Annotated in this window: 17 protein-coding genes and 3 pseudogenes; 9 read left to right on the top strand and 11 right to left on the bottom strand. The window is 60.4% G+C overall.

Going from position 1 to position 24,464, the window contains the following annotated elements:
- Positions 1-163 precede the first annotated feature (163 nt).
- Both recG and ACF2JD_RS17345 read left to right on the top strand, forming a co-directional pair.
- Positions 164-2,233, top strand: coding sequence for an ATP-dependent DNA helicase RecG (recG, locus tag ACF2JD_RS17340; RefSeq protein WP_440987859.1), 2,070 nt, complete (start codon positions 164-166; stop codon positions 2,231-2,233).
- A gap of 243 nt (positions 2,234-2,476) precedes the next feature.
- Positions 2,477-4,546, top strand: coding sequence for an AsmA-like C-terminal region-containing protein (locus tag ACF2JD_RS17345; protein WP_440987860.1), 2,070 nt, complete (start codon positions 2,477-2,479; stop codon positions 4,544-4,546).
- 53 nt (positions 4,547-4,599) lie between these two features.
- On the opposite strand, the gene ACF2JD_RS17350 is transcribed toward ACF2JD_RS17345, so the two are convergent.
- Positions 4,600-5,508, bottom strand: a complete 909-nt coding sequence (locus ACF2JD_RS17350) for a YiiD C-terminal domain-containing protein (RefSeq protein WP_440987861.1) — start codon at positions 5,506-5,508, stop codon at positions 4,600-4,602.
- Positions 5,509-5,681: 173 nt separating this feature from the next.
- On the opposite strand from ACF2JD_RS17350, the gene ACF2JD_RS17355 reads away from it, so the two are divergent.
- Positions 5,682-6,335: a spermine/spermidine synthase domain-containing protein gene (locus ACF2JD_RS17355; RefSeq protein ID WP_440987963.1), complete on the top strand. Its 654-nt coding sequence runs from the start codon at positions 5,682-5,684 to the stop codon at positions 6,333-6,335.
- 98 nt (positions 6,336-6,433) lie between these two features.
- Here ACF2JD_RS17355 and dtd read toward each other — a convergent pair whose 3' ends face one another.
- The 3 genes from dtd to typA form a co-directional block, all read right to left on the bottom strand.
- A complete protein-coding gene (gene dtd, locus ACF2JD_RS17360; protein ID WP_106885255.1) occupies positions 6,434-6,871 on the bottom strand; it encodes a D-aminoacyl-tRNA deacylase in 438 nt (145 codons plus the stop codon).
- 117 nt (positions 6,872-6,988) lie between these two features.
- The gene (locus ACF2JD_RS17365) at positions 6,989-7,861 is read right to left on the bottom strand and encodes a virulence factor BrkB family protein (protein WP_025325356.1); all 873 of its coding nucleotides are present in this window, start codon (positions 7,859-7,861) and stop codon (positions 6,989-6,991) included.
- A gap of 177 nt (positions 7,862-8,038) precedes the next feature.
- Entirely contained in the window at positions 8,039-9,850 is a 1,812-nt protein-coding gene (gene typA / locus ACF2JD_RS17370) for a translational GTPase TypA (RefSeq protein ID WP_041206669.1), read from the bottom strand.
- A 350-nt stretch (positions 9,851-10,200) separates the two neighbouring features.
- Between typA and glnA the strand changes: the two genes are divergently transcribed.
- From glnA to add, 5 genes are all read left to right on the top strand, one after another.
- Positions 10,201-11,610, top strand: coding sequence for a glutamate--ammonia ligase (glnA, locus tag ACF2JD_RS17375; RefSeq protein ID WP_025325354.1), 1,410 nt, complete (start codon positions 10,201-10,203; stop codon positions 11,608-11,610).
- A gap of 198 nt (positions 11,611-11,808) precedes the next feature.
- Positions 11,809-12,384 (top strand): DUF4124 domain-containing protein, encoded by a 576-nt coding sequence (locus ACF2JD_RS17380; RefSeq protein ID WP_440987862.1) that lies wholly within the window; start codon positions 11,809-11,811, stop codon positions 12,382-12,384.
- 86 nt (positions 12,385-12,470) lie between these two features.
- Positions 12,471-13,526, top strand: a complete 1,056-nt coding sequence (gene glnL, locus ACF2JD_RS17385) for a nitrogen regulation protein NR(II) (protein ID WP_041206667.1) — start codon at positions 12,471-12,473, stop codon at positions 13,524-13,526.
- A 9-nt stretch (positions 13,527-13,535) separates the two neighbouring features.
- Complete coding sequence (gene glnG, locus ACF2JD_RS17390; RefSeq protein WP_106885257.1) at positions 13,536-14,954, top strand: nitrogen regulation protein NR(I); 1,419 nt, start codon at positions 13,536-13,538, stop codon at positions 14,952-14,954.
- A 142-nt stretch (positions 14,955-15,096) separates the two neighbouring features.
- Entirely contained in the window at positions 15,097-16,098 is a 1,002-nt protein-coding gene (gene add, locus ACF2JD_RS17395) for an adenosine deaminase (RefSeq protein ID WP_168236202.1), read from the top strand.
- 67 nt (positions 16,099-16,165) lie between these two features.
- Here the strand turns inward: add and hemN are convergent, their stop codons facing one another.
- The 4 genes and pseudogenes from hemN to ACF2JD_RS17415 all read right to left on the bottom strand — a co-directional run bounded on the left by hemN (position 16,166) and on the right by ACF2JD_RS17415 (position 20,064).
- The gene (gene hemN, locus ACF2JD_RS17400; protein ID WP_163148938.1) at positions 16,166-17,539 is read right to left on the bottom strand and encodes an oxygen-independent coproporphyrinogen III oxidase; all 1,374 of its coding nucleotides are present in this window, start codon (positions 17,537-17,539) and stop codon (positions 16,166-16,168) included.
- Between the two features lie 31 nt (positions 17,540-17,570).
- A pseudogene (locus ACF2JD_RS17405) lies at positions 17,571-18,022 on the bottom strand (DUF2489 domain-containing protein).
- A pseudogene (yihI, locus tag ACF2JD_RS17410) lies at positions 18,015-18,612 on the bottom strand (Der GTPase-activating protein YihI). The pseudogenes ACF2JD_RS17405 and yihI overlap by 8 nt, the downstream one beginning before the upstream one ends.
- An 833-nt stretch (positions 18,613-19,445) precedes the next feature.
- Positions 19,446-20,064: pseudogene (locus tag ACF2JD_RS17415) on the bottom strand (c-type cytochrome).
- Positions 20,065-20,207: 143 nt separating this feature from the next.
- On the opposite strand from ACF2JD_RS17415, the gene yihA reads away from it, so the two are divergent.
- Positions 20,208-20,864, top strand: coding sequence for a ribosome biogenesis GTP-binding protein YihA/YsxC (gene yihA / locus ACF2JD_RS17420; RefSeq protein ID WP_106885262.1), 657 nt, complete (start codon positions 20,208-20,210; stop codon positions 20,862-20,864).
- Positions 20,865-21,876: 1,012 nt separating this feature from the next.
- Here yihA and aroE read toward each other — a convergent pair.
- From aroE to ACF2JD_RS17435, 3 genes are all read right to left on the bottom strand, one after another.
- Positions 21,877-22,698 carry a shikimate dehydrogenase gene (gene aroE / locus ACF2JD_RS17425; protein WP_163137754.1) on the bottom strand — a complete coding sequence of 274 codons (822 nt, stop codon included), beginning with the start codon at positions 22,696-22,698 and terminating at the stop codon, positions 21,877-21,879.
- Between the two features lie 104 nt (positions 22,699-22,802).
- Entirely contained in the window at positions 22,803-23,711 is a 909-nt protein-coding gene (gene hemF, locus ACF2JD_RS17430; RefSeq protein ID WP_111911647.1) for an oxygen-dependent coproporphyrinogen oxidase, read from the bottom strand.
- 101 nt (positions 23,712-23,812) lie between these two features.
- Positions 23,813-24,373, bottom strand: coding sequence for a Sua5/YciO/YrdC/YwlC family protein (locus tag ACF2JD_RS17435; protein ID WP_412705680.1), 561 nt, complete (start codon positions 24,371-24,373; stop codon positions 23,813-23,815).
- Positions 24,374-24,464 lie beyond the last annotated feature (91 nt).

The raw sequence follows: 24,464 nt of genomic DNA on the forward strand, positions 1-24,464 counted from the left end.
CCCCTGTCTGCCCCTCCAAAGGCCTGCCGTTTCGGCAGGCCTTTGTCCTATGTGCCCTCTCACCCAGCTTGGGGGGCCCCTGCCCCTGCAACGCGGCTTGCATCGAGACAGCAACAACCCCTATCATCTGGACATATTTACAGTGTTTTCGGGCATCTAATTGATGAAATTGGATAAAATTCCTCTCGACAGTCTCAAGGGCGTCGGCAGCAAGATGCTGGAGAAGCTCGAGCGGCTGGGGCTGGCCACGGTACAGGACCTGCTGTTCCACCTCCCCCTGCGCTACGAGGACCGCACCCAGGTATGGCCCATCGGCGATCTGCCGCCTGGGCTGCACGGCGCCGTCGAGGGCGAAATCCAGGATACCCAGCTGGTCATGGGGCGCCGCCGCATGCTGGTGTGCCGCATCAGCGACGGCACCGGCAGCCTGACCCTGCGTTTCTTCAATTTCACCGCCGCCCAGAAGAACAGCCTGGCCCAGGGCCGGTTGATCCGCTGCTTCGGCGAGGCCCGTCCCGGCAAATACGGGCTGGAGATGGCCCACCCCGAGTACAAGCTGCTCGGCGAGGAGCAGGCCGGCCAGACCGAAGAGGCGCTCACCCCCGTCTACCCGACCACCGAAGGCTTGCGCCAGCTCAGCCTGCGCAGCCTCACGGATCAGGCGCTGGCCCAGCTCGATCTCTACGGAGTGGAGGAGCTGCTGCCCGCCGGCCTCTACCCCCAGCAGATAGACCTCGCCGCCGCCCTGCGTCTGCTGCACCGCCCGCCCCCCTCGGTAGCGCTGGCCCTGCTGGAGAGCGGCCAGCACCCGGCCCAGCAGCGACTGGTGCTGGAAGAGCTGCTGGCCCACAACCTGTCGGTGCTGAAAGTCCGTGCTCAGGCGCAGACCCAGCTGGCCCGTTCCCTCAAGCCGGCCCCCACCCTGGTCAAGCAGCTGCTCGGCGCCCTGCCGTTCAAGCCGACCGGGGCCCAGAACCGGGTGGTGGCCGAGATCAGCCAGGATCTGCAACGCAGCCATCCCATGATGCGGCTGGTGCAGGGAGACGTGGGCTCAGGCAAGACGCTGGTCGCGGCCTTGGCGGCGCTGCAAGCCATAGGCAACGGCTGCCAAGTGGGGCTGATGGCGCCGACCGAACTGCTGGCCGAACAGCACGCCGTCAACTTCGCCAACTGGCTGGCACCCCTCGGCATCAAGGTGGGCTGGTTGGCGGGCAAGCAGAAGGGCAAGGCGCGGGAGGCTCAGCTCGCCGCCATCGCCGACGGCAGTGTCAAGATGGTGGTGGGCACCCACGCCATCTTCCAGGAGCAGGTGGTGTTCCAGCGCCTGGCCCTGGTGATCATCGACGAACAACACAGGTTCGGGGTGCACCAGCGTCTCGCCCTGCGGGAAAAAGGGGAGCGAGAAGGGGTGCATCCCCATCAGCTCATCATGACCGCCACCCCCATTCCCCGCACCCTGGCGATGACAGCCTATGCCGACCTCGACACCTCCGTCATCGACGAGCTGCCACCCGGCCGCACTCCCATCACCACTGTCGCCCTGCCGGACAGTCGCCGTCAGGATGTGATCGAGCGGGTGAAACTCGCCTGTACCGAGGGCAAGCAGGCCTACTGGGTCTGCACCCTGATCGAGGAGTCCGAGGTGCTGGAGTGCCAGGCCGCCGAAGACACGGCCGCCGAGCTGCAAGCCAGGCTGCCCGGCCTGCACATAGGCCTGGTCCATGGGCGGATGCGCCCGGTCGAGAAGCAGCGGGTGATGGAGGAGTTCAAGGCAGGCATCTTGCAGCTGCTGGTCGCCACCACAGTCATAGAGGTGGGGGTAGACGTGCCCAATGCCAGCCTGATGATCATCGAGAACCCGGAACGGCTGGGGCTGGCCCAGTTGCACCAGCTGCGCGGCCGGGTCGGCCGGGGCTCGGTGGCCTCCCATTGCGTGCTGCTCTACCATGCTCCCCTCTCCAAGACGGCCCAGAGCCGGCTCGGGGTGCTGCGGGAGACCAACGACGGCTTCCTGATCGCCCAGCGGGATCTCGAGCTGCGCGGCCCGGGGGAACTGCTCGGCACCCGCCAGACCGGGTTGGCGGATCTCAAGATCGCCGATCTGGTGCGCGACCAGTCGCTCATTCCCCAGGTGCAGAAGATGGCGCGCTTCCTGATGGACAAGCATCCGAGCCATGTCGAACCCCTGATCCGCCGCTGGCTGGGGCTGCGGGATCACTATTCCAATGCCTGACCCGGGTAAATAATGCAGAAGATGGTCAGATTCTTGATGGACCTGCACCCATGCCATGTCGAACCCCTGATCCGCCGCTGGCTCGGCCTGCGGGATCACTATTCCAATGCCTGAGGCGGGGATGTGCATATGCAGAAGATGGTCAGATTCCTGATGGACCGACGTCGGATCCGCCGCTGGCTCGGCCTGCGGGATCACTATTCCAATGCCTGACCCCCAACAGATCACAGGAGGAAAACACCGATGAATTCCTGGCTACGCGCCCTGCTCTATCTGTTTGCCTTCCTGCTGCTGTTCGTCTGGGTTGGTCTCGGCCTGTTCGACGCCGAGCGTGCCAAGGGCCCCATCGCCAGCTGGATCAGCCAGCAGACCGGCGTGCCTGTCACCATAGGGCGACTGGTGTTCAACCCGCTTCACCCCTACACCCTGCTGGCGGAGCAGGTGCAATACGGGGATGCGGTGCAGCTGGAGAAGATCTATCTGGAGATAGACAACATCGACTGGCTGAACCGGGACGTACGCATCGCCCACCTGGATCTCATCCGCCCCGTCATCAAGTTGCCGCTACCGAACCAGCTGCCGACCCTGCCGGTGCACTCCCTCACCATCAGCGACAGCACCATAGACAACCTGAGCCTGCTGAGCCCGGAGCTGACCCTGCGCGGCCTGAGCGCCACCCTGAGCGACTGGGAGCTGATCGACCCTAAACGCCAGCCCCAGGCCAACCTCAGCCTCGGCATCAACCAGCTGGAGACGCCGCAGCTCACCCTGGCCCGCCTCAGCCTCAAGGGGCGACTGGAGGGGCAGGTGCTGAGCACCGACAAGCTGACCACCAATCTGTTCGACGGTCTGCTGGAAACCGGCATGGTGCTGAACTGGCCGGATCGCAGCCTGCAACTGCACACCTTGAAGGCCCGTGGCATGCGGGTCGAACTGGGGGACATCCCCCAGGGTGAGTTCCCCCTGCGCCGCATCACCCTGGATCGGGGCCAGCTCGATCGGGTCAGCGTCAACGCCATAGAGCAGGAGCTCTCCCTCAACAACTTCAGCGGTCAGCTCACCGCCTTCGACTGGCAGGCGGGCAACCAGCCAAGCGGCTATCTCTCCGGCACCCTGTCAGATCTCGGCCGCGGCCTGTTCCAGCTGGAAGCCATCGAGGGCAAGCTCGCCTTCTCCCCCGGGCAGATTGATGCCGAGCTGCAGGGCAAGGCATACGACGGGGAGTTCAATGTCGAGCTTGCCCTCGACACCCAACAGCAAAAGCTGACCCTCAAGGACCTGGCCCTGAGCGGCATGGACATCAGCCTGCCGGAAGGGTGGTGGCAGGAGTGGCAGGGCTGGCGCCCGCAGCAGATCGACGTGCGCAAGCTGGCCTTCGACAAGCTCAAGGTGCTCTCCTTCGACGACACCCTGCCACTCTCCCTGACCGGCTGGCAGCTCTATCTGAGCGATCTCAGCCTGAAGGGCAACCAGCCGGGCCCGCTGCTGGGCCGGGCCAGCATCGAGAGCAAGTGGTTCGAGCTGGTATGGGACGGCTTGAGTGCCCGCAACGGCGCCCTAGACGCGGAGCTGACCCCCGGCGCCTGGCAGCTCAACAGCCTCAGCAGCGAGCTGCCGGATGAGGGCTCCCTCAGCCTCAGCGGCCAATGGGGCAAGGTGCCCGGGCAGGAGAGCCACCTGCAACTGCAGGGCAAGCAGCTGGATCTGGAGAAGTGGGGCGAACTGCTCCATGCCCCCGTTTCGCTGGCGGGCAAGGTGGATCTGGAGACGGATCTGCAGGCGGATCTGGCCCCGCAACCGGAGCAGACCACCGACAACTGGCGCCGCACCCTGCAGGGCAGCCTGAGCCTGGAGGCCAGGGATCCCTTCTGGGACAAGGTCGGGATAGACCCTCTGCTGGACAACTGGTTCAAGGAGGCGGCCCCGCCCACCCTGACCCCCGAGTCCCTGTGGCAGGCGATGCAACAGGGGGATACCCCCTTCTACCACATCAAGCTGAAGGCCAGGGCCGAGCAGGGCAAGCTGCAGATCGAGCAGGGCGGGGCCTCCACCATCACCCACCTGCTGGCGCTGCAGGGCGGGGTCGATCTCGCCAGTGACCAGTGGCAGCTGGATCTCGGCGTGCTGAACAAACGGCGCTGTGCCGAGTTGCTGACGCTCTGGCGCGGCCCCCTTGAGAGCCCGACCCTGGAATGGCGCTTCCCGACCGGGGAAGCCACTTGCGACTGGGAGACAGGCGTACGCTATCCGGCCCAGGGGCGCAGCGGCCCGCTCCGGCGACCGCAGACGCCCCCCGCCACCGCGGCGCAATGACGAACAAGGCCTCATCATGAGGCCTTGTTGCTAACGGATGTCGGACGGCGGGGTCAGTGTCCCGCCCGCTTGATGGGCAGCACCACGTACTGGCCGACAAACTCCACCGCCAGCTTGCGACCGCTGAACAGCTGCACCCGCAGGCTGAACTTGGCGGACTCCCCGTTCTTGAGCGGCGCCAGCACGGCGGGCATCCCCTCCCGGGCGACCCTGGCCTCCGGCTCCTCGCTCACGGGTCTGTAATATTTGATGTTGCCCTCAGCCAGCACTGTATCCCCGCCCAGACCGGCCTCCTTGAGCTGCAGCCAGATGAGGCCCCAGCCCGCCAGCACGCACTGACTGTAAATGCTGCCGGCGAACATGGTGTCGTGGACGTTGAGGTTGGCCGCCAGGTTGGCCTTGAGGTGGAAGGTCTGGCCATCGTAGTGGGTGATGTGCACCCCCATCTTCTCGCTGATGGGGATCCCCCTCGACCAGCGGGTGGTGAGATCCTGACACCACTCGGGGCGGTACTGTATGGTCTGCAGCGGACTGATGGATTTGATCATCTGACGATGGGGAATGCGGCCGAAGGAGACGGGCCCCTCACCCACCTCGAGAAAACCGCACCTGCGATAGAACTCCACCGCCTCCTGGCGCGCGTTCATCACCAGCCGTTTCACCTTCTCGTCCCGGGCAAGCAGCTCGAGATCCTCCACCATACGGGCCCCCAGCCCCTGACCGCGAAACTCTGGGCGCAGCGCCATAAAGCGGATCTGGGCCTCGTCCCCCCCGATGAAGAGGCGACCGACGGCAATGGGGGTGCCGTCTTCGGCCAGCATCAGCCGATGAATGGCGACGGTATCGTATTCGTCACGCTCGGAGCCCACGGGCAGATTGAAGGGCTTGCGTAGGAGTTCCCAGCGTAACTGGTAGTAGGCATCCAGCTCGGCTGGCGTTTGGGGGGTGACTACCCGGTACATAAAGAGATCCTTGAGTTTGCGCCGACGGGCAGATTGAAGAGCTTGCGCACCAATGCCTCCCAGCGCAGCTGGTAGTAAGAGCCCAGCTCGGCTGCAGTTTGAGGAGTGACCACCCGGTACATAGCGACATCCTTGAGTTACACTGGTCGAAAGCCATCTTGCCGTGCAAATTCATGGACTTCAATCTGCAAGCGTACCAAGCCGACCACTTATTGCACCTCAGCGCCAAACCCGAACGCCGCCTCTCCATCCTGGAAAATGCCCGCCACCGCTGGCTGGAAATGGACGGCGTGGTGCAATCCGCCATGAGCCTGAGCCAGCCGGAACACCTCTGCCTGCCCCATCAACAGAGCATCGCCGAGCGGCTGCCCGCAGAGGCGAGCCGGATCCTGGAGCTGGGGTTGGGAGGGGGGGATCTCACCCGCCATCTGGGGGCACGCTGGCCCGAAGCACGCCACGACTGCGTGGATCTGGACGCCGAGATCCTCACCCTGTTCCAGCAGTTCTTCCAGGACGCCTCGCAGCGCCCCCCTAGGCTGCATCATGCTGACGCCCTGCACTTCCTGCTCCAGAGCCAGGACGCCTACGATCTGGTGCTGCTGGACTTGTTCAGCCAGGACGGCAATCCCCTGCTGCTGTTCCAGGCGCCCATCTATCAGGCGCTGGCCAGATGCCTGCGCGGCACCCTCATCGTCAACCTGCTGCCACGGACCCGCCTCGAACTGGCGCAGGCCAAACGGCTGGCCGAGGAGTGGATAGGCCCCACCAGCGCCCACGGGGTGCCGGGTTATCGCAACGTCATACTGCACGCCACCAATCTCGCCTAGGGCCTGTTGCGGTCCCTCACTCTTGCTGGCGGGTCACCACGAGAGCCCTCGGCAGGGTGAAAAGCCAGGCATCTTCGGCCTGACGCCAGCAATGATACCTACACCTGCAGCCAGAAGGTCACGGGGCCGTCGTTGAGCAGCCTGACCTTCATGTCGGCGGCAAAACGTCCCGTCTCGGTCGGCATGCCGCCCTCCTTGGCCCGGGCAACGAAGTAGTCATAGAGCCGCTCGGCATCGCTCGGGTGGGCACCGCCGGAGAAGCTGGGTCGCATCCCCTTGCCGGTATCCGCCGCCAGGGTGAACTGGGAGACCACCAGCAGGCTGCCCCCGACCTGGCCCACGTTGAGGTTCATCTTGCCCTCTGCATCGGAGAAGATGCGATAGCCGCTCACCTTGTGCAGCAGCTTGTCGGCCTTGGCCTCATCGTCCCCCTGCTCTACCCCGAGCAGCACCAGCAACCCCTGGCCTATGGCCCCGGTCACCTCTCCCTCGACGGTCACGCTGGCCTCTGACACCCGCTGGATCAATGCAATCACATCCCTCTCCTCTCAAAACAGAACGACCGCCGCCGTCGTCATGACGGGGCGGTCGTTGATGCTACCAATAAATGCCCTGCCCGGGCCAACGCCTTTCCCGCCAGGGTCGGCGCTATGTCAGGCCAGCTCCTCGTTGCCCGGTTTCTCGTATTCCCCCAGGCAGGCGGTGGTCTCCGCGCCGAGCAAGACCACCAACCAACTTAGATACACCCAGACGAACAGAATGGGGATGGTCGCCAGGGCGCCGTAGATGGCCTGATAGGAGGGGAAGTTGGTGATGTAGATGGAGAAGCCACGCTTGGCCAGCTCGAACAGGGTGGCCGCCACCAGGGCGCCGATCAAGGCGTGGGTCAGCCGCACCTTGCAGTTCGGCACCACGGTATAAATAAGCAGGAAGCCGAACACAGAGAACAGGAAGGGCAGGCTGCGCAGCACCAGATAGCCGGCGCCAAACAGGCTGTCAGCGGCAAACAGCTTCAGCGACAGTATGTAGGAGGAGATGGCGAGGCTGGCCCCGATGAGCACGGGGCCCAGGGTCAGTATCATCCAGTACATGGCAAAGGCCTGGGCCAGCGGTCGATTCTGGGTCGAACGCCAGATGTAGTTGAGGTTCTTGTCGATGGCCGAGATCAACATCAGGGCCACCACTATCAGAGCGCCTATGCCGACCGCAGTGGTGTTGGTGGCATTGGCCACGAAGCCGTCTATGTACTCCTTGAGCATCTCGCCGGCGGTGGGCACGAAGTTGTGATAGACGAACTGCTCCATCTGCTGTTTCAGGGTCTGGAACACCGGGAAGGCCGACATCATGCCGAACACCACGGCGACCATGGGCACCAGAGAGAGCAGGGTCACATAGGCCAGGTAACCGGCGGTGACCGTCAGCCTGTCCTGCTGGAAACGGCCCCAGACAAACTGGGCAAAATGGGCGCCATCGTGGCGCAAGAAGGAGACTGCGTGGGCCAGGCGGCCGCGGATTTGCTGCTGCATCTTGATTCTCGTAAGCGTCATCATGCGGATATTGTGTCAGATAGGGTGCCCATCTGACCACCCATGAGCCGGTTCGCGGTCATCACCATCGACCATACCGGGGTGAGAACCCACCGCGCGACCATAAAAAAAGAGGCCATAAGGCCTCTCTTTGGTCTGTCGATGAACAGCTATCGATCAAGCACGACCGGCGCGCTTGCGATCCATCTCGGTCAGCAATTTCTTGCGGATACGGATGGCCTTCGGAGTGATCTCCACCAGCTCATCGTTGTCGATGAACTCGAGAGCCTGCTCCAGGGTCATGCGGATCGGCGGAGTCAGCACCTGGGCTTCGTCGGTACCGGAGGCACGCATGTTGGTCAGCTGTTTGCCCTTCAGGCAGTTGACGGTCAGGTCGTTGGAGCGGGAGTGGATCCCGATCACCTGGCCTTCGTACACTTCGGTCGCGTGACCGATGAACAGACGACCGCGGTCTTGCAGGCCAAACAGGGCGAAGGTCAGGGCCTTGCCGGTGGCGTTGGAGATCAGCACGCCGTTCTGACGCTCACCGATGCTGCCACCCTTGTGCGGACCGTAATGGTCGAAGGTGTGGTACAGCAGGCCGGTACCTGAGGTCATGGTCAGGAACTCGGTCTGGAAACCGATCAGGCCACGGCTCGGGATCATGAAGTCGAGACGGACACGGCCCTTGCCATCCGGGGTCATGTTGGTCATCTCGCCCTTACGCAGGCCGAGTTGCTCCATGACGGAACCCTGGTGGATCTCTTCCACGTCCACGGTCACGGTTTCGAACGGTTCGTGCAGCACGCCGTCAACGGTGCGCAGGATAACTTCCGGACGGGATACCGCCAGCTCGTAGCCTTCGCGACGCATGTTTTCGATCAGGATGGACAGGTGCAGTTCACCACGGCCGGAGACGCGGAACTTGTCCGGATCTTCGGTCTCTTCCACACGCAGGGCCACGTTGTGGACCAGCTCCTGGTTCAGACGCTCCAGAATGTTGCGGGAGGTCACGAACTTGCCTTCTTTGCCGGCGAACGGTGAGGTGTTGACCTGGAAGGTCATGTTCACGGTCGGCTCGTCGACGGAGAGCGGTGGCAGGGCTTCGACGGCATTGTTGTCACAGATGGTGTCGGAGATCTTCAGCTCGCCCAGACCGGTGATGGCGATGATGTCGCCCGCTTGCGCGTCGGCCACTTCGGTACGGGACAGACCCAGGTAACCCAGCACCTGACCGACCTTGCCGGTACGGTTCTTGCCGTTGGCACCAACGATGGTGACCTGCTGGTTGGTCTTGACGCGACCACGGGTGATACGGCCGATACCGATAACACCGACGTAGGAGTTGTAGTCCAGCTGGGAGATCTGCATCTGGAAGCCACCGGCGGGGTCACCCTTCGGCTGCTCGACGTTGTCAACGATGGCCTGGAACAGGGGTTCCATGTTGTCGGACTCGACGCTCTGGTCCAGGGTGGCCCAACCGTTCAGTGCAGAGGCGTAAACAACCTTGAAGTCCAGTTGCTCATCGGTGGCACCCAGGTTGTCGAACAGGTCGAATACCTGATCCATTACCCAGTCAGGACGAGCACCCGGACGGTCGATCTTGTTGATGACCACGATCGGCTTCAGACCCTGGGCGAAAGCTTTCTGGGTCACGAAACGGGTTTGCGGCATAGGGCCGTCAACGGCGTCGACCAGCAGCAGCACGGAGTCAACCATGGACATGACGCGCTCAACTTCACCACCGAAGTCGGCGTGACCCGGGGTATCGACGATGTTGATGCGGTAGTCATTCCAGCGGATCGCAGTGTTCTTGGCGAGAATGGTAATACCACGTTCCTTTTCCAGATCGTTGGAATCCATCAGACGCTCTTGACCATCAGTGGTACGGTCCAGGGTTCCAGACTGCTGCAGCAGCTTATCAACCAGGGTAGTTTTGCCGTGGTCTACGTGCGCAATAATCGCAATATTGCGTAAATTCTCTAACATTCTCGCCTCAAATCACCGGGTAAAATTGGGCGCTAATTGTACTCTCGCCTTTGTGATCTGCCTAGCAGAATTGCAGACCATTCGTGTACGACAGGGGATCTGGATCATGGACCCCGCGCCAAAAGCCTGCTTAGATGGTCTTGACACGTAGGCGCACCATACTGGTGCACCAAAACGATCCAACGTTGCACCACTTTGAGGCGCAGCCAAGCATGAAAGCGGGAGTCCCGACAGCCTGAAAGGGTGCAAATGCACTGAAATCAAGCTGTCACAAACTTGGCACGATACTGGCTTATGTGAATGTGATGACGCATTCACCCAAAGAGTTTTAACACCGGAGGTTACTTAGCATGTCAGCCCAGAACGTTTTGGCCCTGATCCAGGAACACGAAGTCAAGTTTGTTGATCTGCGTTTTACCGACACCAAGGGTAAAGAGCAGCACGTATCCATTCCTTCCCACCAGGTCGACGAAGACTTCTTCGAAGACGGCAAGATGTTCGATGGCTCCTCCATCGGCGGCTGGAAGGGCATCAACGAGTCTGACATGGTGCTGATGCCGGATCCGGCCTCCGCCAAACTGGACCCGTTCACCGAAGAGACCACGCTGAACATCGTCTGTGACGTGCTTGAACCCGCCACCATGCAAGGCTATGACCGCGATCCGCGCTCCATCGCCAAGCGTGCCGAAGATTTCCTGAAAGCCAGCGGCATCGCTGACACCGTGCTGTTCGGGCCGGAGCCGGAATTCTTCATGTTCGACAACATCACCTTCTCCAACACCATGGGCCACAGCTTCGTGAAGATCGAATCCGAAGAAGCTGCCTGGAACTCGGGTACCGAGTACGAGCACGGCAACAAGGGGCACCGTCCCTTCGTCAAGGGTGGTTACTTCCCGGTTGCGCCGGTTGACTCCTCCCAGGACATCCGTGCAGCCATGTGTCTGGTGCTGGAAGAGATGGGCCAGGTCGTTGAAGCTCACCACCACGAAGTGGCCACTGCCGGTCAGAACGAGATCGCAACCCGCTTCAACACCCTTACCCTGAAAGCTGACGAAGTGCAGGTGCTGAAGTACGTGATCCACAACGTGGCCCACGCCTACAACAAGACAGTCACCTTCATGCCGAAACCCATGTTCGGTGATAACGGCTCCGGCATGCACTGCCACCAGTCCCTGGCTAAGAACGGCGTCAACCTGTTCGCCGGCGACCTGTACGGCGGTCTGTCCGAGATGGCGCTGCACTACATCGGCGGCATCATCAAGCACGCCAAGGCCATCAACGCCTTCGCCAACCCGACTACCAACTCCTACAAGCGTCTGGTGCCGGGCTATGAAGCTCCCGTCATGCTGGCCTACTCCGCCCGCAATCGCTCTGCCTCCATCCGTATCCCTGTGGTGCCGAGCCCGAAAGCACGCCGCATCGAAGTGCGCTTCCCGGATCCGGCTGCCAACCCCTACCTGGCCTTCGCTGCCCAGCTGATGGCCGGTCTGGACGGCATCATCAACAAGATCCATCCGGGCGATGCCATGGACAAGAACTTGTATGACCTGCCGCCGGAAGAAGCCGCAGAAGTGCCGACCGTTGCCGGTTCCCTGGACGAGGCCCTGTCCGCACTGGATGCAGACCGCGAGTTCCTGACCCGTGGCGGCGTCTTCAGCGACGACTTCATCAACTCCTACCTGGAGCTGAAGCAGCATGACGTGGATCGTGTCCGCATGACCCCGCACCCGCTGGAGTTCGAGCTGTACTACTCCGTCTAATCCGGTGCCCATTGCTTCATCATGACAAACCCGCCATCTGGCGGGTTTTTTATCTAAGGGGCTGAAATATCATGACTCATTGCCTCACGCAGCATGGTGCTAGGGCTCGGCGAGCCCGTTCTTCACCGCGCATCCGACAATAAACCCGACATTTTTTTCTCTGATAGGATTAAGGTGAACCCCGTCAAGGAGAGATGGATGAAAACAGTACACCCGACATGGACGCTGGGCCTCTTGCTGATGATCTCCTGCACAGCCCAGGCAGCCAGAGTCTATTCCTGGGTCGATCCCCATGGGGTAACCCACTACACCGACGCCCCTCCCCCCGGCAAGAACGCCAGGGAGTTAGACCTGCGGGTCTCCCCTCTCATCGGCACCTCGCCCCATTCGGTCCAGGTCGATGACTTCAACAGCCTGACCGGGGTCGATGCCAGGAAGGCCCAGGAAGCAGCCCCCCTGGAGATAGAACTGCTCTCACCCGAGCCGGGCAGCACATTGCGCGACAACACGGGCAACATCGTCTTCCAGGCACAGGTCCATCCCCAGGCACCCGTGCAATATGACGTGCGCCTGCTGCTGAACGACAAGGCCATTCCCCTCGTTCACAACAGCCTGGCCATCCGGGTTGAGAACCTCCCTCGCGGCGCCTACGAGGCGCGGCTCGAGCTGCTCACCAAAGACGGTACGATCCTTGCTAAATCCAAAGCAGCCACCTTTTACCTGCATAGAACGACTGTGAATCCGGCTCCCAAAGCCACCCCCAAGGCCAATTAGGGGTGATGTGACGCACCGATGCGGGTAAACTCAATGCACCATATCGGTGCATAACAGGTGTAAAGCACCGTTTTAGGGAGAAACCTGTGCCAACCCGCTCGGATCACGCCAAGACACTCTTGGACAACCTGCTGACCGCCGTCATCCTGATGGATGAGCGGCTCTGCATTCAATTCGTCAACCCGGCGGCTGAACAGCTGCTTTCCCTCAGCGAACGGCGACTGATCGGGATCGAACTGCCCCATCTGCTGGAGCACATCTCCCTCGACCTGCAACGATTCAAGCAGTGCCTCATTTCGGGGCAGGGCTTCACCGACAGCGAAGTCACCCTGGTGGTGGAGGGAGAACCCAGGCTGGTGGAGATTAGCGTGAGCCCCATGGCCGACCACGAGCAGCGGCTGATGGTGGTGGAGCTGCGCAAAATAGATCAGCAGAAGAAGATCAGCCAGGAGCTGCAGCAACATGCCCAGCAGCAAGCCGCCAAGGAGCTGGTACGAGGGCTGGCTCACGAGATAAAGAATCCCCTCGGGGGTCTGCGCGGCGCGGCCCAGCTGTTGCAAAAGGAGCTGCCGGACCCGGCCCTGCGTGAATACACTGGCATCATCATAGAGCAGGCTGATCGCCTGCGGGTGCTGGTCGATCGTCTGCTCGGCCCCCAGCGGCCGGGACGCCATCAGATGCACAATGTGCATTCGGTGCTGGAGCAGGTGCGCCGCCTGGTAGACCTGGAGCTGCCGCCCCAGATCCGCATCGAGCGGGACTACGACCCCAGCATTCCCGAGTTCGAGATGGAGCCGGACCAGCTGCAGCAGGCGTTTCTCAACATAGTCCGCAATGCCGCCGAGGCTCTCGGTGATCAGACCGGGCTCATCCGCATCAAGACCCGCACCGCCTTCCAGATCACCATCCACGGCCAGCGCTACCGCCTGGCCGCCGAAATCAAGATCATCGACAACGGCCCCGGCATTCCCGATGCCATTCGCGACACCCTCTTCTACCCCATGATCACCGGCAAGGAGGGGGGCACAGGCCTCGGCCTCTCCATCGCCCAGAACCTGATCGATCAGCACAAGGGACGCATCGACTGCATCAGCTGGCCCGGCCACACCGAATTCACCATCTACCTACCACTTCGCAAGTAAGGGAACCTCATGACAGCAAAAGTGTGGATCGTCGATGACGACAGCTCCATCCGGTGGGTCCTGGAGCGCACCCTTGGTAGCGAAGGCTTCGAATGCGAGAGCTTTGCCGACGGCGAAGCCCTGCTGAGCTCGCTGGAGATGCGCTCGCCGGACGTGATCCTCTCCGATATCCGCATGCCGGGCATCGACGGCCTGAGCCTGCTGGAGCAAATCCACCGCCGCCAGGCCGATCTGCCCATCATCATCATGACGGCGCACTCGGATCTCGACAGCGCGGTCAACGCCTACCAGCGCGGCGCCTTCGAATACCTGCCCAAGCCGTTCGACATCGACGAGGCGGTCACCCTGGTGCGCCGCGCCGAGAATCATCTGAAAGAGCAGCGCACCAAGCGCAAGGCTCGCCAGCAGGAGGCCACCACCACCCCGGAGATCATCGGTGAGGCCCCCGCCATGCAGGAGGTGTTTCGCGCCATAGGCCGACTGTCCCGCTCCAGCATCTCGGTGCTGATCAACGGCCAGAGCGGCACCGGCAAGGAGCTGGTCGCCCATGCCCTGCACAAGCACAGCCCCCGCGCCCACAAGAATTTCATCGCCCTCAACATGGCCGCCATCCCGAAGGATCTCATCGAATCCGAACTATTCGGCCATGAGAAAGGGGCCTTCACCGGCGCCAACAACATCCGCCACGGCCGTTTCGAGCAGGCCGACGGCGGCACCCTGTTTCTCGACGAAATAGGCGACATGCCCCTCGACGTCCAGACCCGGCTGCTGCGGGTGCTGGCCGATGGCCAGTTCTACCGGGTCGGTGGCCATCAACCGGTGCAGGTGGACGTGCGGATCATCGCCGCCACCCACCAGAATCTGGAGAAACGGGTCGCCGACGGCGAGTTTCGCGAAGACCTGTTCCACCGCCTCAACGTCATCCGCATACATATCCCCGCCCTCAAGGAGCGGCGGGAGGACATACCCCAGCTGGCCCAGCACTTCCTGCTGAGGGCCGCCAAGGAGCTGAACGTAGAGGCCAAGAGCCTGCACCCGGATACCCAGACCTACATCAGCCGCCTGCCCTGGCCCGGCAACGTTCGCCAGCTGGAGAACGTCTGCCGCTGGTTGACCGTGATGGCCTCGGGCCAGGAGGTGCTGGTCGGCGATCTGCCCACCGAGCTGCTGACCCCCATCACCAGCACGGCGGAGCCGGGCCAACCCGCGCTGACCGGTGGCTGGCAGCAACAACTGCAGGACTGGGTGGCCGCCAAGCTGGCGCTGGGGGAGACCGACATCCTGGCCGACGCCATGCCCCAGTTCGAGCGGATCATGCTGGAGACGGCACTGGAGCACACCCATGGCCACAAGCAGGAGGCCGCCCGCCTGCTCGGCTGGGGTCGCAATACCCTGACCCGCAAGCTCAAGGAACTCGACATTCCCTGAGTCTTCGGGAAAAACGATTCCCATCACGCCTTGAGGGAAAGCCTGACCAATCAGACCCCGTTTGCCTGCAAACGGGGTATCTTTTTCAAGATCCCCGCCTAGAATGACAGGCTTTCCAACCCGACTCGCAGAAGGCGCCATCATGATTGACAGATCCCTCCCCCTGACCGACCTGCACCGCCATCTGGATGGCAACATCCGTCCGCAGACCATTCTCGAGCTGGGTCGCCTGCACAACATCCAACTGCCAGCCGATGAGCTGGAAGCCCTGCGCCCTCACGTTCAGATCGTCGAGAACGAGCCGAGTCTGGTGGCCTTCCTGAAGAAACTGGACTGGGGCGTGGCCGTGCTGGCCGATTACGACGCCTGCCGCCGGGTCGCCTACGAGAACGTGGAAGATCTGCTGCGCGCCGGCATCGACTATGCCGAGCTGCGCTTCAGCCCCGCCTACATGGCGATGGCCCACAAGCTGCACCCGCAGGGCGTGGTGGAAGCCATCATCGACGGCGTGGCCGCCGGCAGCCGCGACTTTGGCATCAAAACCAATCTGATCGGTATCATGAGCCGCACCTTCGGCACCGAGCAGTGCAACAAGGAGCTGGCCGCCTGTCTGGCCCATCGCGACAAGCTGGTCGCCATCGATCTGGCCGGTGACGAGCTGGGCTTCCCGGGGGAACTCTTTACCGAACATTTTCGCAAGGTGCGGGATGCGGGCATGCGCGTCACCGTGCACGCCGGTGAAGCGGCGGGCCCCGAGAGCATGTGGCAGGCCATTCGCGATCTGGGCGCCGAGCGTATCGGCCACGGTGTCAAGGCCGTCCAGGATCCGGCCCTGATGGCCTATCTGGCGGAGCACCGCATCGGCATCGAGTCCTGCCTCACCTCCAATATCCAGACCACCACTGTCGCCAGCCTGACCGAGCACCCGATCCGCCAGTTCCTGGCCGCCGGCGTGCTGGCCTGCCTCAACACCGACGACCCTGCGGTGGAAGGCATTGACCTGCCCCATGAATACGAGGTGGCCGCCCCGGCCGCCGGCATGACGGCGAGCGAGATCCGCACCGCCCAGCAGAACGGTCTGACCCTGGCCTTCCTGAGCGATGGCGAGAAAGCCGAACTGAGCGCCCGCGCAGCCCAACGCTGAGTGCAGGCAAACCCAATAAAAAAACCGCCGAGGCGGTTTTTTTTTATGTTCAACGCTGAGCGACGGCTCAGATCACCCGGGAGAACTGCTGCTGGCGCGCCTTGCTACGCAGGTAGACGTCGAAGCACATGCAGATGTTGCGAATGAGCAACTGACCGGTGGAGACCACCTCCAGTCCATCGTCTGTCATGCGCACCAGACCATCGTCGATGAAGGTCTGCAGCAGCTTGAGATCCTCGGCGAAGTACTCCCGGAAGACCAGGCCATGGGCCTGCTCGACGGCGGCGAAGTTCAGGGAGAAGTCGCAGATGAGGCGCTTGATCACCTCGCGGCGGATCAGGTCATCCCGGTTGAGGGAGCATCCCTTCCACTGGGCGTGGCCGAGCGTCTCCACCTGGGCGTAATAGGTTTTGAGATCCTTCTGATTCTGGGAGTAGGCATCCCCCATCATGCTGATGGAAGAGACCCCCAGCCCCAGCAGATCGCAATCTCCCTGGGTGGTGTAGCCCTGGAAGTTGCGGTGCAGCTTGCCTTCACGCTGGGCCACCGCCAGCTCGTCATCGGGCTTGGCGAAGTGATCCATGCCGATGAACTGATAACCCTGACCGGTGAGGAAGGCGATGGTGTCCTGCAGCATGGCCAGCTTCTCCCGGGGGGCTGGCATGTCTTCCTCCTTCAGCTTGTGCTGGGCGGCGAAGCGGCTCGGGAGGTGGGCATAGTTGAAGATGGAGAGGCGGGCCGGATCCGTCTTGAGCACTTCCTCCAGGGTGTGGTGGAAGCTATCCCGGTTCTGGTGTGGCAGGCCGTAGATAAGGTCGAGATTGGTGGAGCGGAACCCCAATGCCCGGGCGCGCTCCAGCATGGCACGGATGAAGTCGTTGTCCTGCTCGCGGTTGACCGCGACCTGGACCGCCTTGTTGAAATCCTGCACACCGAGGCTGATGCGGTTGAAGCCGAGCTCCCGCAGCACATCCAGCATGGAGAGTTCGATCTCGCGCGGGTCGACCTCTATGCTGATCTCCCCCTCATCCGCAAACCGGAAGTGCTCCCGCAAGATGGCCATCAGGCGACGGGTCTGCCCTTCGTTCAGATAGGTGGGGGTGCCGCCGCCCCAGTGCAGCTGGGTCACCAGCCGGTCCTTGAACAGGGGGGCCTGCGCCTTGATCTCCTGCTCGAGGTAATCGAGGTATTGATCGGCCTTGTGCTGGTGACGGGTGATCACCTTGTTGCAGCCGCAGTAGTAGCAAAGCTTGTGGCAGAAGGGGATGTGCACGTAGAGCGACAGATTGCGCGCCGGATACTGGCCCGCGGCCTGGACGAAGTCCGGATAACTGAAGCCCTCGTTGAACTCCAGCGCGGTGGGATAGGAGGTGTAACGCGGGCCGCTGTAGTTATATTTCTCGATCAGGGCCTGATCCCACACAATCTGTTCTGCTTGCACGCTTGCTTCCTCTTTCTTTGTTATCCAGGGCTCACCGGCTTAGCTGAAAGTCCTTCAGTCGGGCGACATCCTTGAGGATCTGCGCCTCCAGCTCGGCCTCGTAGCCGCTGCGTTCGAGATCCATCTTCATCACTTCGTTGCGCTTGAGGGCTCGCCTCGCCTCGTGAGTCGGCATCTCCTTCACCTTCTCGTAGAGGCCATAGAGACCAGGGAATTCATTGGCGAAGGCTCGCCCACCCTTGATCTGCAACGCATCAACAGGTTAGTCAGTCGAATGGCACCTTCGGAGTAGTCGCACTGCCCCTCCTGCACCGCATGGGCAATAACTCGCACGCTATCCAGAATTAGCTCATTGCGAGCAGCAATCGCCTGCCACTGCATCGCTTGCTGTCGTTTGAGCCTGGCTAGCAGCATGCCGGCATAGATGGCCAAGCCTGACAAAATCAGGCCGCCCAACAGGGCGGCCAGCATCCACTCACTCATCACTTTTTCTTCGGCTCAGGTTTTGGCTCAGGCTTGTAATCGACCTGAGTGAAACGATCCCACAGCTCCTCTTCGGAGCAGGCTGTTGTGGTTCGTCGAACCCGCCATCATCATCACCATCGAACGGGAGGTCATCCTCATCCTCGTCATCGTCGTTGTCGATGATGCCCAGCTCATCCATCAGCTCCTGATAACGGTCGACACGCTGATCAACCCAGGCCTGCTCGGCCGCTTCCAGCGTTTCACCGGCATCAAGACGATCCAGCAGATCATTCAAGCGATCATCATTTTCGATGGAAGCCAGCTCCTGCTCGGGCGTCATCACCAGCTTCTTCTCTTTCACCGGCTTGGTCGTCGTCGGCTTCTTCTGCTTTGTCATCCAGCACCAATACAACCGGCTTGCGGGAACCGATACGCGGATCTTTGGGCTGCTGTTGCCAGTTATTGTTTTGTTGCTCGGCTTGCTGACGAGAACCTGCCTTCAGGCCCTTGCGCTTGGCAGCCCGCTTACGCTCACGACCTTCCTGAGCACTGACATCAGATTCTTGGCGCTTACCGGTAGGCTTGCGAGTGGGTTGTTTAGCAGACATGAATGGCTAACTCCGAAAAATAACTGGATTGAACCCGAACCCGGGATGATCTGACCCGGTGGGATACGATGCGAGGAACAGTAAAGCTGGAACAAGAACAGGATCTCGCCCCAACTTGGCCAAAAGTGGCCACTGAACACCGCAGGATCGGTATCCTCTGGGCATGTTGCTGGTATTTTGACACAGAATGGCTAATCGGGTTAATGACCCAACAGAAAAAAGGCAGCCGAAGCTGCCTTGATATGTTTATGCGAGTAGATCCTGAAGGGCAAAACAGTATGCTTTACCCTTTCTACTTAAGACTTCTCATCACGTCATATCTTGGTGTGGTCATCCTGACCTTATGTTAAGTCGTTCCTGAATGTGCGTGTGCCTGTTTGACCCGCCTCGACCGCATCCTGCCATCGTGCCGGGGAGTTGCATCCCGCAACCCATCCCGCTCCGGAGATGGTCACCATCCTGATCCTTCAATCCCTTGCCAGCTCATGCAGCCCATGGCATCCCGCCACGCCTGCCATCCTCTGCTCACAACATCCCGTTGCGAAAACCGCCACCCAATCCGTGGGTGAATCCATTGAGCCTACTGTATCAACTCTATAAGGTGGCTCAATCCACTCAAAACATTCTCAATATGCCGAAAAATATCAAATTGCACATAATCGATTGATAAATAATAAATATTTCAAATTGTATGCAATTTAATGAGCCTTGGCCTGCCGCGAGAATGAAGATCTTTACAGAACGGGGGGATTAAACCGAGCATTATCGCCAAGCCATAAAAAACGGGGAGCCAAGGCTCCCCGTTTCAACTCAAATCGACCATATCGGTGGTATCAGTGCAGACCCGCCACATATTTAGACAGGACTTCGATATCCTGATCAGTCAGCTTCTTGGCAACGTCCCGCATCATACCATTCGGATCGATTGTCCCGCGCAGCTGCACGAAATGCGGTGAGCTGAGCTTTGATATACGCAGGATGCTGGCCGGACAGGCTTGGATACTTGGCCTGTTCGACACCCGAGCCTCGGGGGCCATGGCAAGCCGTACAGGCGGCCAAACCACGGCTCATATCACCGCCCATATAGAGCGCCTTGCCAGCTTCGACCACGTCGTCAGGCACGGCGATCGGGGTAACCTTCAAGCTGGAGAAGTAAGCCGCCAGGTCGTCCATGTCCTGATCGGACAGAGGCAACGCCATGGGTCCCATGATGGGAGCAACCCGACCAGTTTGGCCAGAAGCTGCAGCCTTCAGTTCAACTAATTGTTTTTTGATATATGATGCGTGCTGACCAGCAATCTTGGGATACATGTCGACTGGGCTGTTGCCGTCCGGTCCATGACAGGCCGCACAGACGGCAGCCTTGGTTTGTCCCGCAGCGGCATCGCCCTTGGCTTGTGCCATCCCAGTTACGCCAACCATCAGAGCAAGTGTAATGACTAGGTTCTTCATGGCGTTCCAACTTTCTCGTTATTAGACTTCCAGATCCCATGCCGCCGAAGGCATGTTAAAATAAACGCGTTTAAACGACGCCATTTTACACGATTTCACAAAAAAGTAACTCTATAACCCTCTATCTCTATGGGGAATTTACGTTGGATACACAAACTCTGAATTTCAATAAGGTGCATTTTGTGACCAGCGCACCCGACATCCGCCACCTGCCAAATGATGGGGGTGTCGAGATTGCGTTTGCCGGGCGTTCCAACGCCGGTAAATCATCTGCATTGAATACCTTGACCAAACACAAGAACCTGGCACGGACCAGTAAGACACCGGGCCGTACCCAGCTGATCAACCTGTTTGAACTGGAACCGGGCAAGCGCCTGGTCGACTTGCCGGGCTACGGTTATGCGCAGGTTCCACTGGAAATGAAGCTCAAGTGGCAAAAGTCACTGGCTGAATACCTGCAGCGCCGCGAATCCTTGAAAGGTCTGGTGATCCTGATGGACATTCGCCATCCGCTCAAAGAGACCGACATGAACATGCTGGAGTGGAGCTCACACCGCGAGCTGCCGGTGATGCTGCTGCTGACCAAGGCAGACAAGCTGAGCCCGGGCCCCCGCAACAACCAGGTGATCAAGGTGCGCCAGGCAGTAGCCGAGCTGGGTCCGCAGATCCAGGTTGAGGCCTTCTCCTCCCTCAACAACATAGGCGTCGAGAAGTTGGCCCAGACCCTGAGCGGCTGGTATCTGTCCAATGCCGAAACCGCTTCGATCGACACAGAAGAAGACCACCAGATCGAGGAGTAAATCGCTCCTCTTCTTGCTGCAATGAGCGGAGTTGGCCCTCCGCTGATTGAAAGACTTTCAGTTTTTCCCTGCCTGGGCCTGTCCCGCGCCCCCTTCTGTTACAACCTCTGTTACAACCCACCCCTATAGCTTATAAGTCTTTTCGATCAGAGAGATAGAGCGTTAGGCTGCTGTGAAAATTAACTTTCACTCTCTTTGACATCGTTTTCATCCGTCCCACCAAACAAACCGGGAATAATGCCGAACATCAACAAAACTGAAAATTTATTACAAGATAGGCCTGAAGAGAGATAAAAATGAGGCCAGTCTCGCTGTCGCGGACCGGCCTGAAGAAATGAGTTCAAAAAATTGGGAAAAAGCGAGTTCTCGAGAACAAAGACGATTGGTTTTCCTCAAGAAACATCCCTATTCTAACAAAAGATTGCCCAATTTAAAGCATTTACTCTAAATGCTGCGCATAAAAAAACACCCCGACGATGACTCATCGGGGCTGCTATTCAGCCACATTCAATTACGTGAAATAAAAGGTCTGAAAGATAGAACATCTTACCTCTGTACCCTACGCCGATAACTGTATAGCAAAGCAGCAGAAAGTGAAAGTAATTTATGTAATTTAGTTTCACCCAAAACGGGAAAGGTAAATTTCTATATTTTTCAAATGGATAAAAAAATCCCCAGTATAAATACCGGGGAGTTATAAAGGTGACTAGCTAGCACTTCCTCAACTATCTAGTTAGTCAGCACCATTTCGCACAAGTTCCGCTGCTTTGAGAAAAAACTTGATAAACGTGAGCGACACTAGCCTGAAATCATCGCAACCCATTGTTACCTATCGATTTATATTTATTTTTATAATGGTGCTAATTTCATTCTCCCACGCACGGGGAGCACTTTCCCCCCGAGGAAGAGAGAGATTCTGCTCAGACATAGGGTGTGACATCGCAACAGCCCGTCAGCAGGAGCGCACACTCGCGGTTGTGCCACTCCTCACCCGCTTGATAAGCGGACCGATTTACAGGGTGCCCAGATTGCGCTTCAGTTCTCTCAATACCTGCTTGGTGCCAGGCCGGATGCCGCGCCACACGGTAAAGGCTTCAGCAGCCTGCTCCACCAGCATGCCGAGCCCGTCCATGGTCTGACGAGCGCCATGCTGCTTGGCCCAGCCGATGAAGGCCGTGTCCGTCGCACCGTACATCATGTCGTAAATGGCGATATCGGCGTGGATCAGGGCCGGTGCCAGCGGTGGCAACTCCCCTTGCAGACTGGCGGAGGTGGAATTGATGATGAGATCGAACGGCCCCGCCAGCTGCTCATAAGTCTTGGCACTGAGCGCTCCCAGATCCTGGAATTCGGCAGCCAGCTGCTGCGCTTTTCCATGAGTGCGGTTGGCGATCACCAACTCGCCCGGCTTCTCCGCCAGCAGCGGCGCCAACGCACCGCGAGCCGCCCCACCGGCCCCCAACAACAGGATCCGGCTGTCCGCCAGCGTCACCCCATGGGACTTGAGATCGGCTACCAGCCCGGCACCATCTGTGTTGTCCCCCAGCAGCACGCCGTCATCGGTCAGCTTGATTGTATTGACCGCCCCCGCCCGCTTGGCCCTTGGACTCAACCGATCGACCAGGGCGAACGCCTGCTCCTTGAAGGGCACCGTGACATTGCACCCCTTGCCCCCCTGGGCAAAGAAGCTGCGCAGGGTAGCGGCAAACTCGTCGACGGCGGGCTCGGCCAACCCATACTCCAGCTCTTGCTGGGTCTGTCTGGCGAACAGGGTATGAATGAAGGGGGACTTGCTGTGGCGCACCGGGTGGCCAAAAACCAGATAACGATCCATCAAAGAGTTCCATCAGAGGGTGATCACCCGATTTAACGGGTTTTCTCAGTCGGGAACAAGCCGAATATCGGCCAGTAAAAAGGGGCCCGTCATGGCCCCTCGAGTCACAGCCACTCTCGTGGCGTGAGGTAGTCGGTATAGAGCAAAGCCTCGGGGCTGCCTGCCTCCGGCTGCCAGTCATACTCCCAGCGGGCCAAGGGGGGCATCGACATCAGGATCGACTCGGTACGTCCGCCAGTCTGCAACCCGAACAGGGTACCCCTGTCATACACCAGGTTGAACTCCACGTAACGACCACGGCGATAGAGCTGGAACGCCCGCTCCCGCTCGCCATAGGGCAGCGTCTTGCGTTGCTCGACAATGGGCAGATAGGCATCGAGATAACCCCGACCTACCGCCTGCATGAAGGAGAAGCAGTCGGCAAAGGGCCAGCGGTTCAGATCATCGAAGAAGAGGCCGCCCACCCCTCTGGTCTCGTTGCGATGCTTGAGGAAGAAGTAGCGATCGCACCAGGACTTGAACTCGGGGTAGATATGGTCGCCAAAAGGCTGACAGAGATCGTGGGAGACCTGATGCCAGTGCTGCACATCCTCGGCAAACGGATAGAAGGGCGTCAAATCGAAACCGCCGCCAAACCACCAGATGGGCGCCTCGCCCTCTTTCTCGGCGATGAAGAAACGGACGTTGGCATGACTGGTCGGCACATAGGGGTTGTGCGGATGGATCACCAGCGAGACGCCCATGGCCTCGAACTTGCGGCCGGCCAGTTCGGGGCGGTGAGCGGTCGCCGATGCCGGCATGGCATCGCCATAGACATGGGAGAAGTTGACCCCACCCTGCTCGATCACAGCGCCGTGGCGCAACACCCGGGTGCGGCCGCCACCACCGCCTTCGCGGCGCCAGGCATCCTCCACGAAGTGTCCGGCGCCATCAGCCTGCTCCAGCCCCCGGCAGATCTCGTCCTGCAACTGCAGCAGGAAGGCCTTGACCTGGGCCACATCCGGTTTGCTCATTTTGTCTCCAGTCAGGCAGGATCTTGATCGTCCCGTCCATTTTATATTGTGGTGTCACGCCATGAGCACATCGCCCGTCATGGCTGCAAATCAGCGCCCCCTCAGGAGGGACGAATGATGGCGCCGGTACGGGCGTCCTTGATCTCGGATGGATTGGCCTGTCCCCCGACTTCCCCAGGCAGGATATGGGCCAGCTGACTTGCCAGCAGCTCACCTATATCGGCCACCCGACGGGCAGGCTCCTCGCCGGTCAGGTTGGCACTGGTCGAGACCAGGGGCTTGCCAAAGGCGCGGCACAGGGCCTGCACCTGAGGATGGGCCGTGACGCGCACCGCCAGGGTATCGAACTGTCCGGTCAGCCAGGTCGGCGTGGTCGCGCGGGCGGGCATGATCCAGGTGAAGGGGCCGGGCCAGCTCGCCTGCACGCGAGCAAGCTGCTCGCTACTGAGCTGGCTCAGGTCGATGTAATCCTGCAATTGGGTCAGATCGGCGGCAATCAGGATCAGGCCCTTCTCCACCGGACGCTGCTTGATGGCCAGCAGGCGCTGAACCGCAGCCTCGGAGTCGGGATCACATCCCAGGCCAAAGACGGCCTCGGTGGCATAGGCGATCACCCCTTCGCGGTGCAGGGCGGCGATCGCTTGTTCAAATTCGTTTGGCATAGAAAAAATGCGACAGCCAAGCTGCCACCTCTCATCACTGGGTTGTAAGTTGAACCGACATGAGGGCACCTTGGAGCCCTCACCTCTTCAG

The sequence above is a fragment of the Aeromonas ichthyocola genome, assembly GCF_046087985.1.
Classification (GTDB): domain Bacteria; phylum Pseudomonadota; class Gammaproteobacteria; order Enterobacterales; family Aeromonadaceae; genus Aeromonas; species Aeromonas rivipollensis.

Bases quoted from the DNA above. Each gene is read 5' to 3' on its own strand.
- hemF (WP_111911647.1), bottom strand. From the start codon at position 23,711: ATGAGCAAACCGGATGTGGCCCAGGTCAAGGCCTTCCTGCTGCAGTTG.
- glnG (WP_106885257.1), top strand. From the start codon at position 13,536: ATGACAGCAAAAGTGTGGATCGTCGATGACGACAGCTCCATCCGGTGG.
- ACF2JD_RS17355 (WP_440987963.1), top strand. From the start codon at position 5,682: ATGGACTTCAATCTGCAAGCGTACCAAGCCGACCACTTATTGCACCTC.
- ACF2JD_RS17380 (WP_440987862.1), top strand. From the start codon at position 11,809: ATGAAAACAGTACACCCGACATGGACGCTGGGCCTCTTGCTGATGATC.
- ACF2JD_RS17350 (WP_440987861.1), bottom strand. From the start codon at position 5,508: ATGTACCGGGTAGTCACCCCCCAAACGCCAGCCGAGCTGGATGCCTAC.
- ACF2JD_RS17345 (WP_440987860.1), top strand. From the start codon at position 2,477: ATGAATTCCTGGCTACGCGCCCTGCTCTATCTGTTTGCCTTCCTGCTG.
- recG (WP_440987859.1), top strand. From the start codon at position 164: ATGAAATTGGATAAAATTCCTCTCGACAGTCTCAAGGGCGTCGGCAGC.
- add (WP_168236202.1), top strand. From the start codon at position 15,097: ATGATTGACAGATCCCTCCCCCTGACCGACCTGCACCGCCATCTGGAT.
- ACF2JD_RS17365 (WP_025325356.1), bottom strand. From the start codon at position 7,861: ATGCAGCAGCAAATCCGCGGCCGCCTGGCCCACGCAGTCTCCTTCTTG.
- typA (WP_041206669.1), bottom strand. From the start codon at position 9,850: ATGTTAGAGAATTTACGCAATATTGCGATTATTGCGCACGTAGACCAC.
- aroE (WP_163137754.1), bottom strand. From the start codon at position 22,698: ATGGATCGTTATCTGGTTTTTGGCCACCCGGTGCGCCACAGCAAGTCC.
- glnA (WP_025325354.1), top strand. From the start codon at position 10,201: ATGTCAGCCCAGAACGTTTTGGCCCTGATCCAGGAACACGAAGTCAAG.
- ACF2JD_RS17435 (WP_412705680.1), bottom strand. From the start codon at position 24,373: ATGCCAAACGAATTTGAACAAGCGATCGCCGCCCTGCACCGCGAAGGG.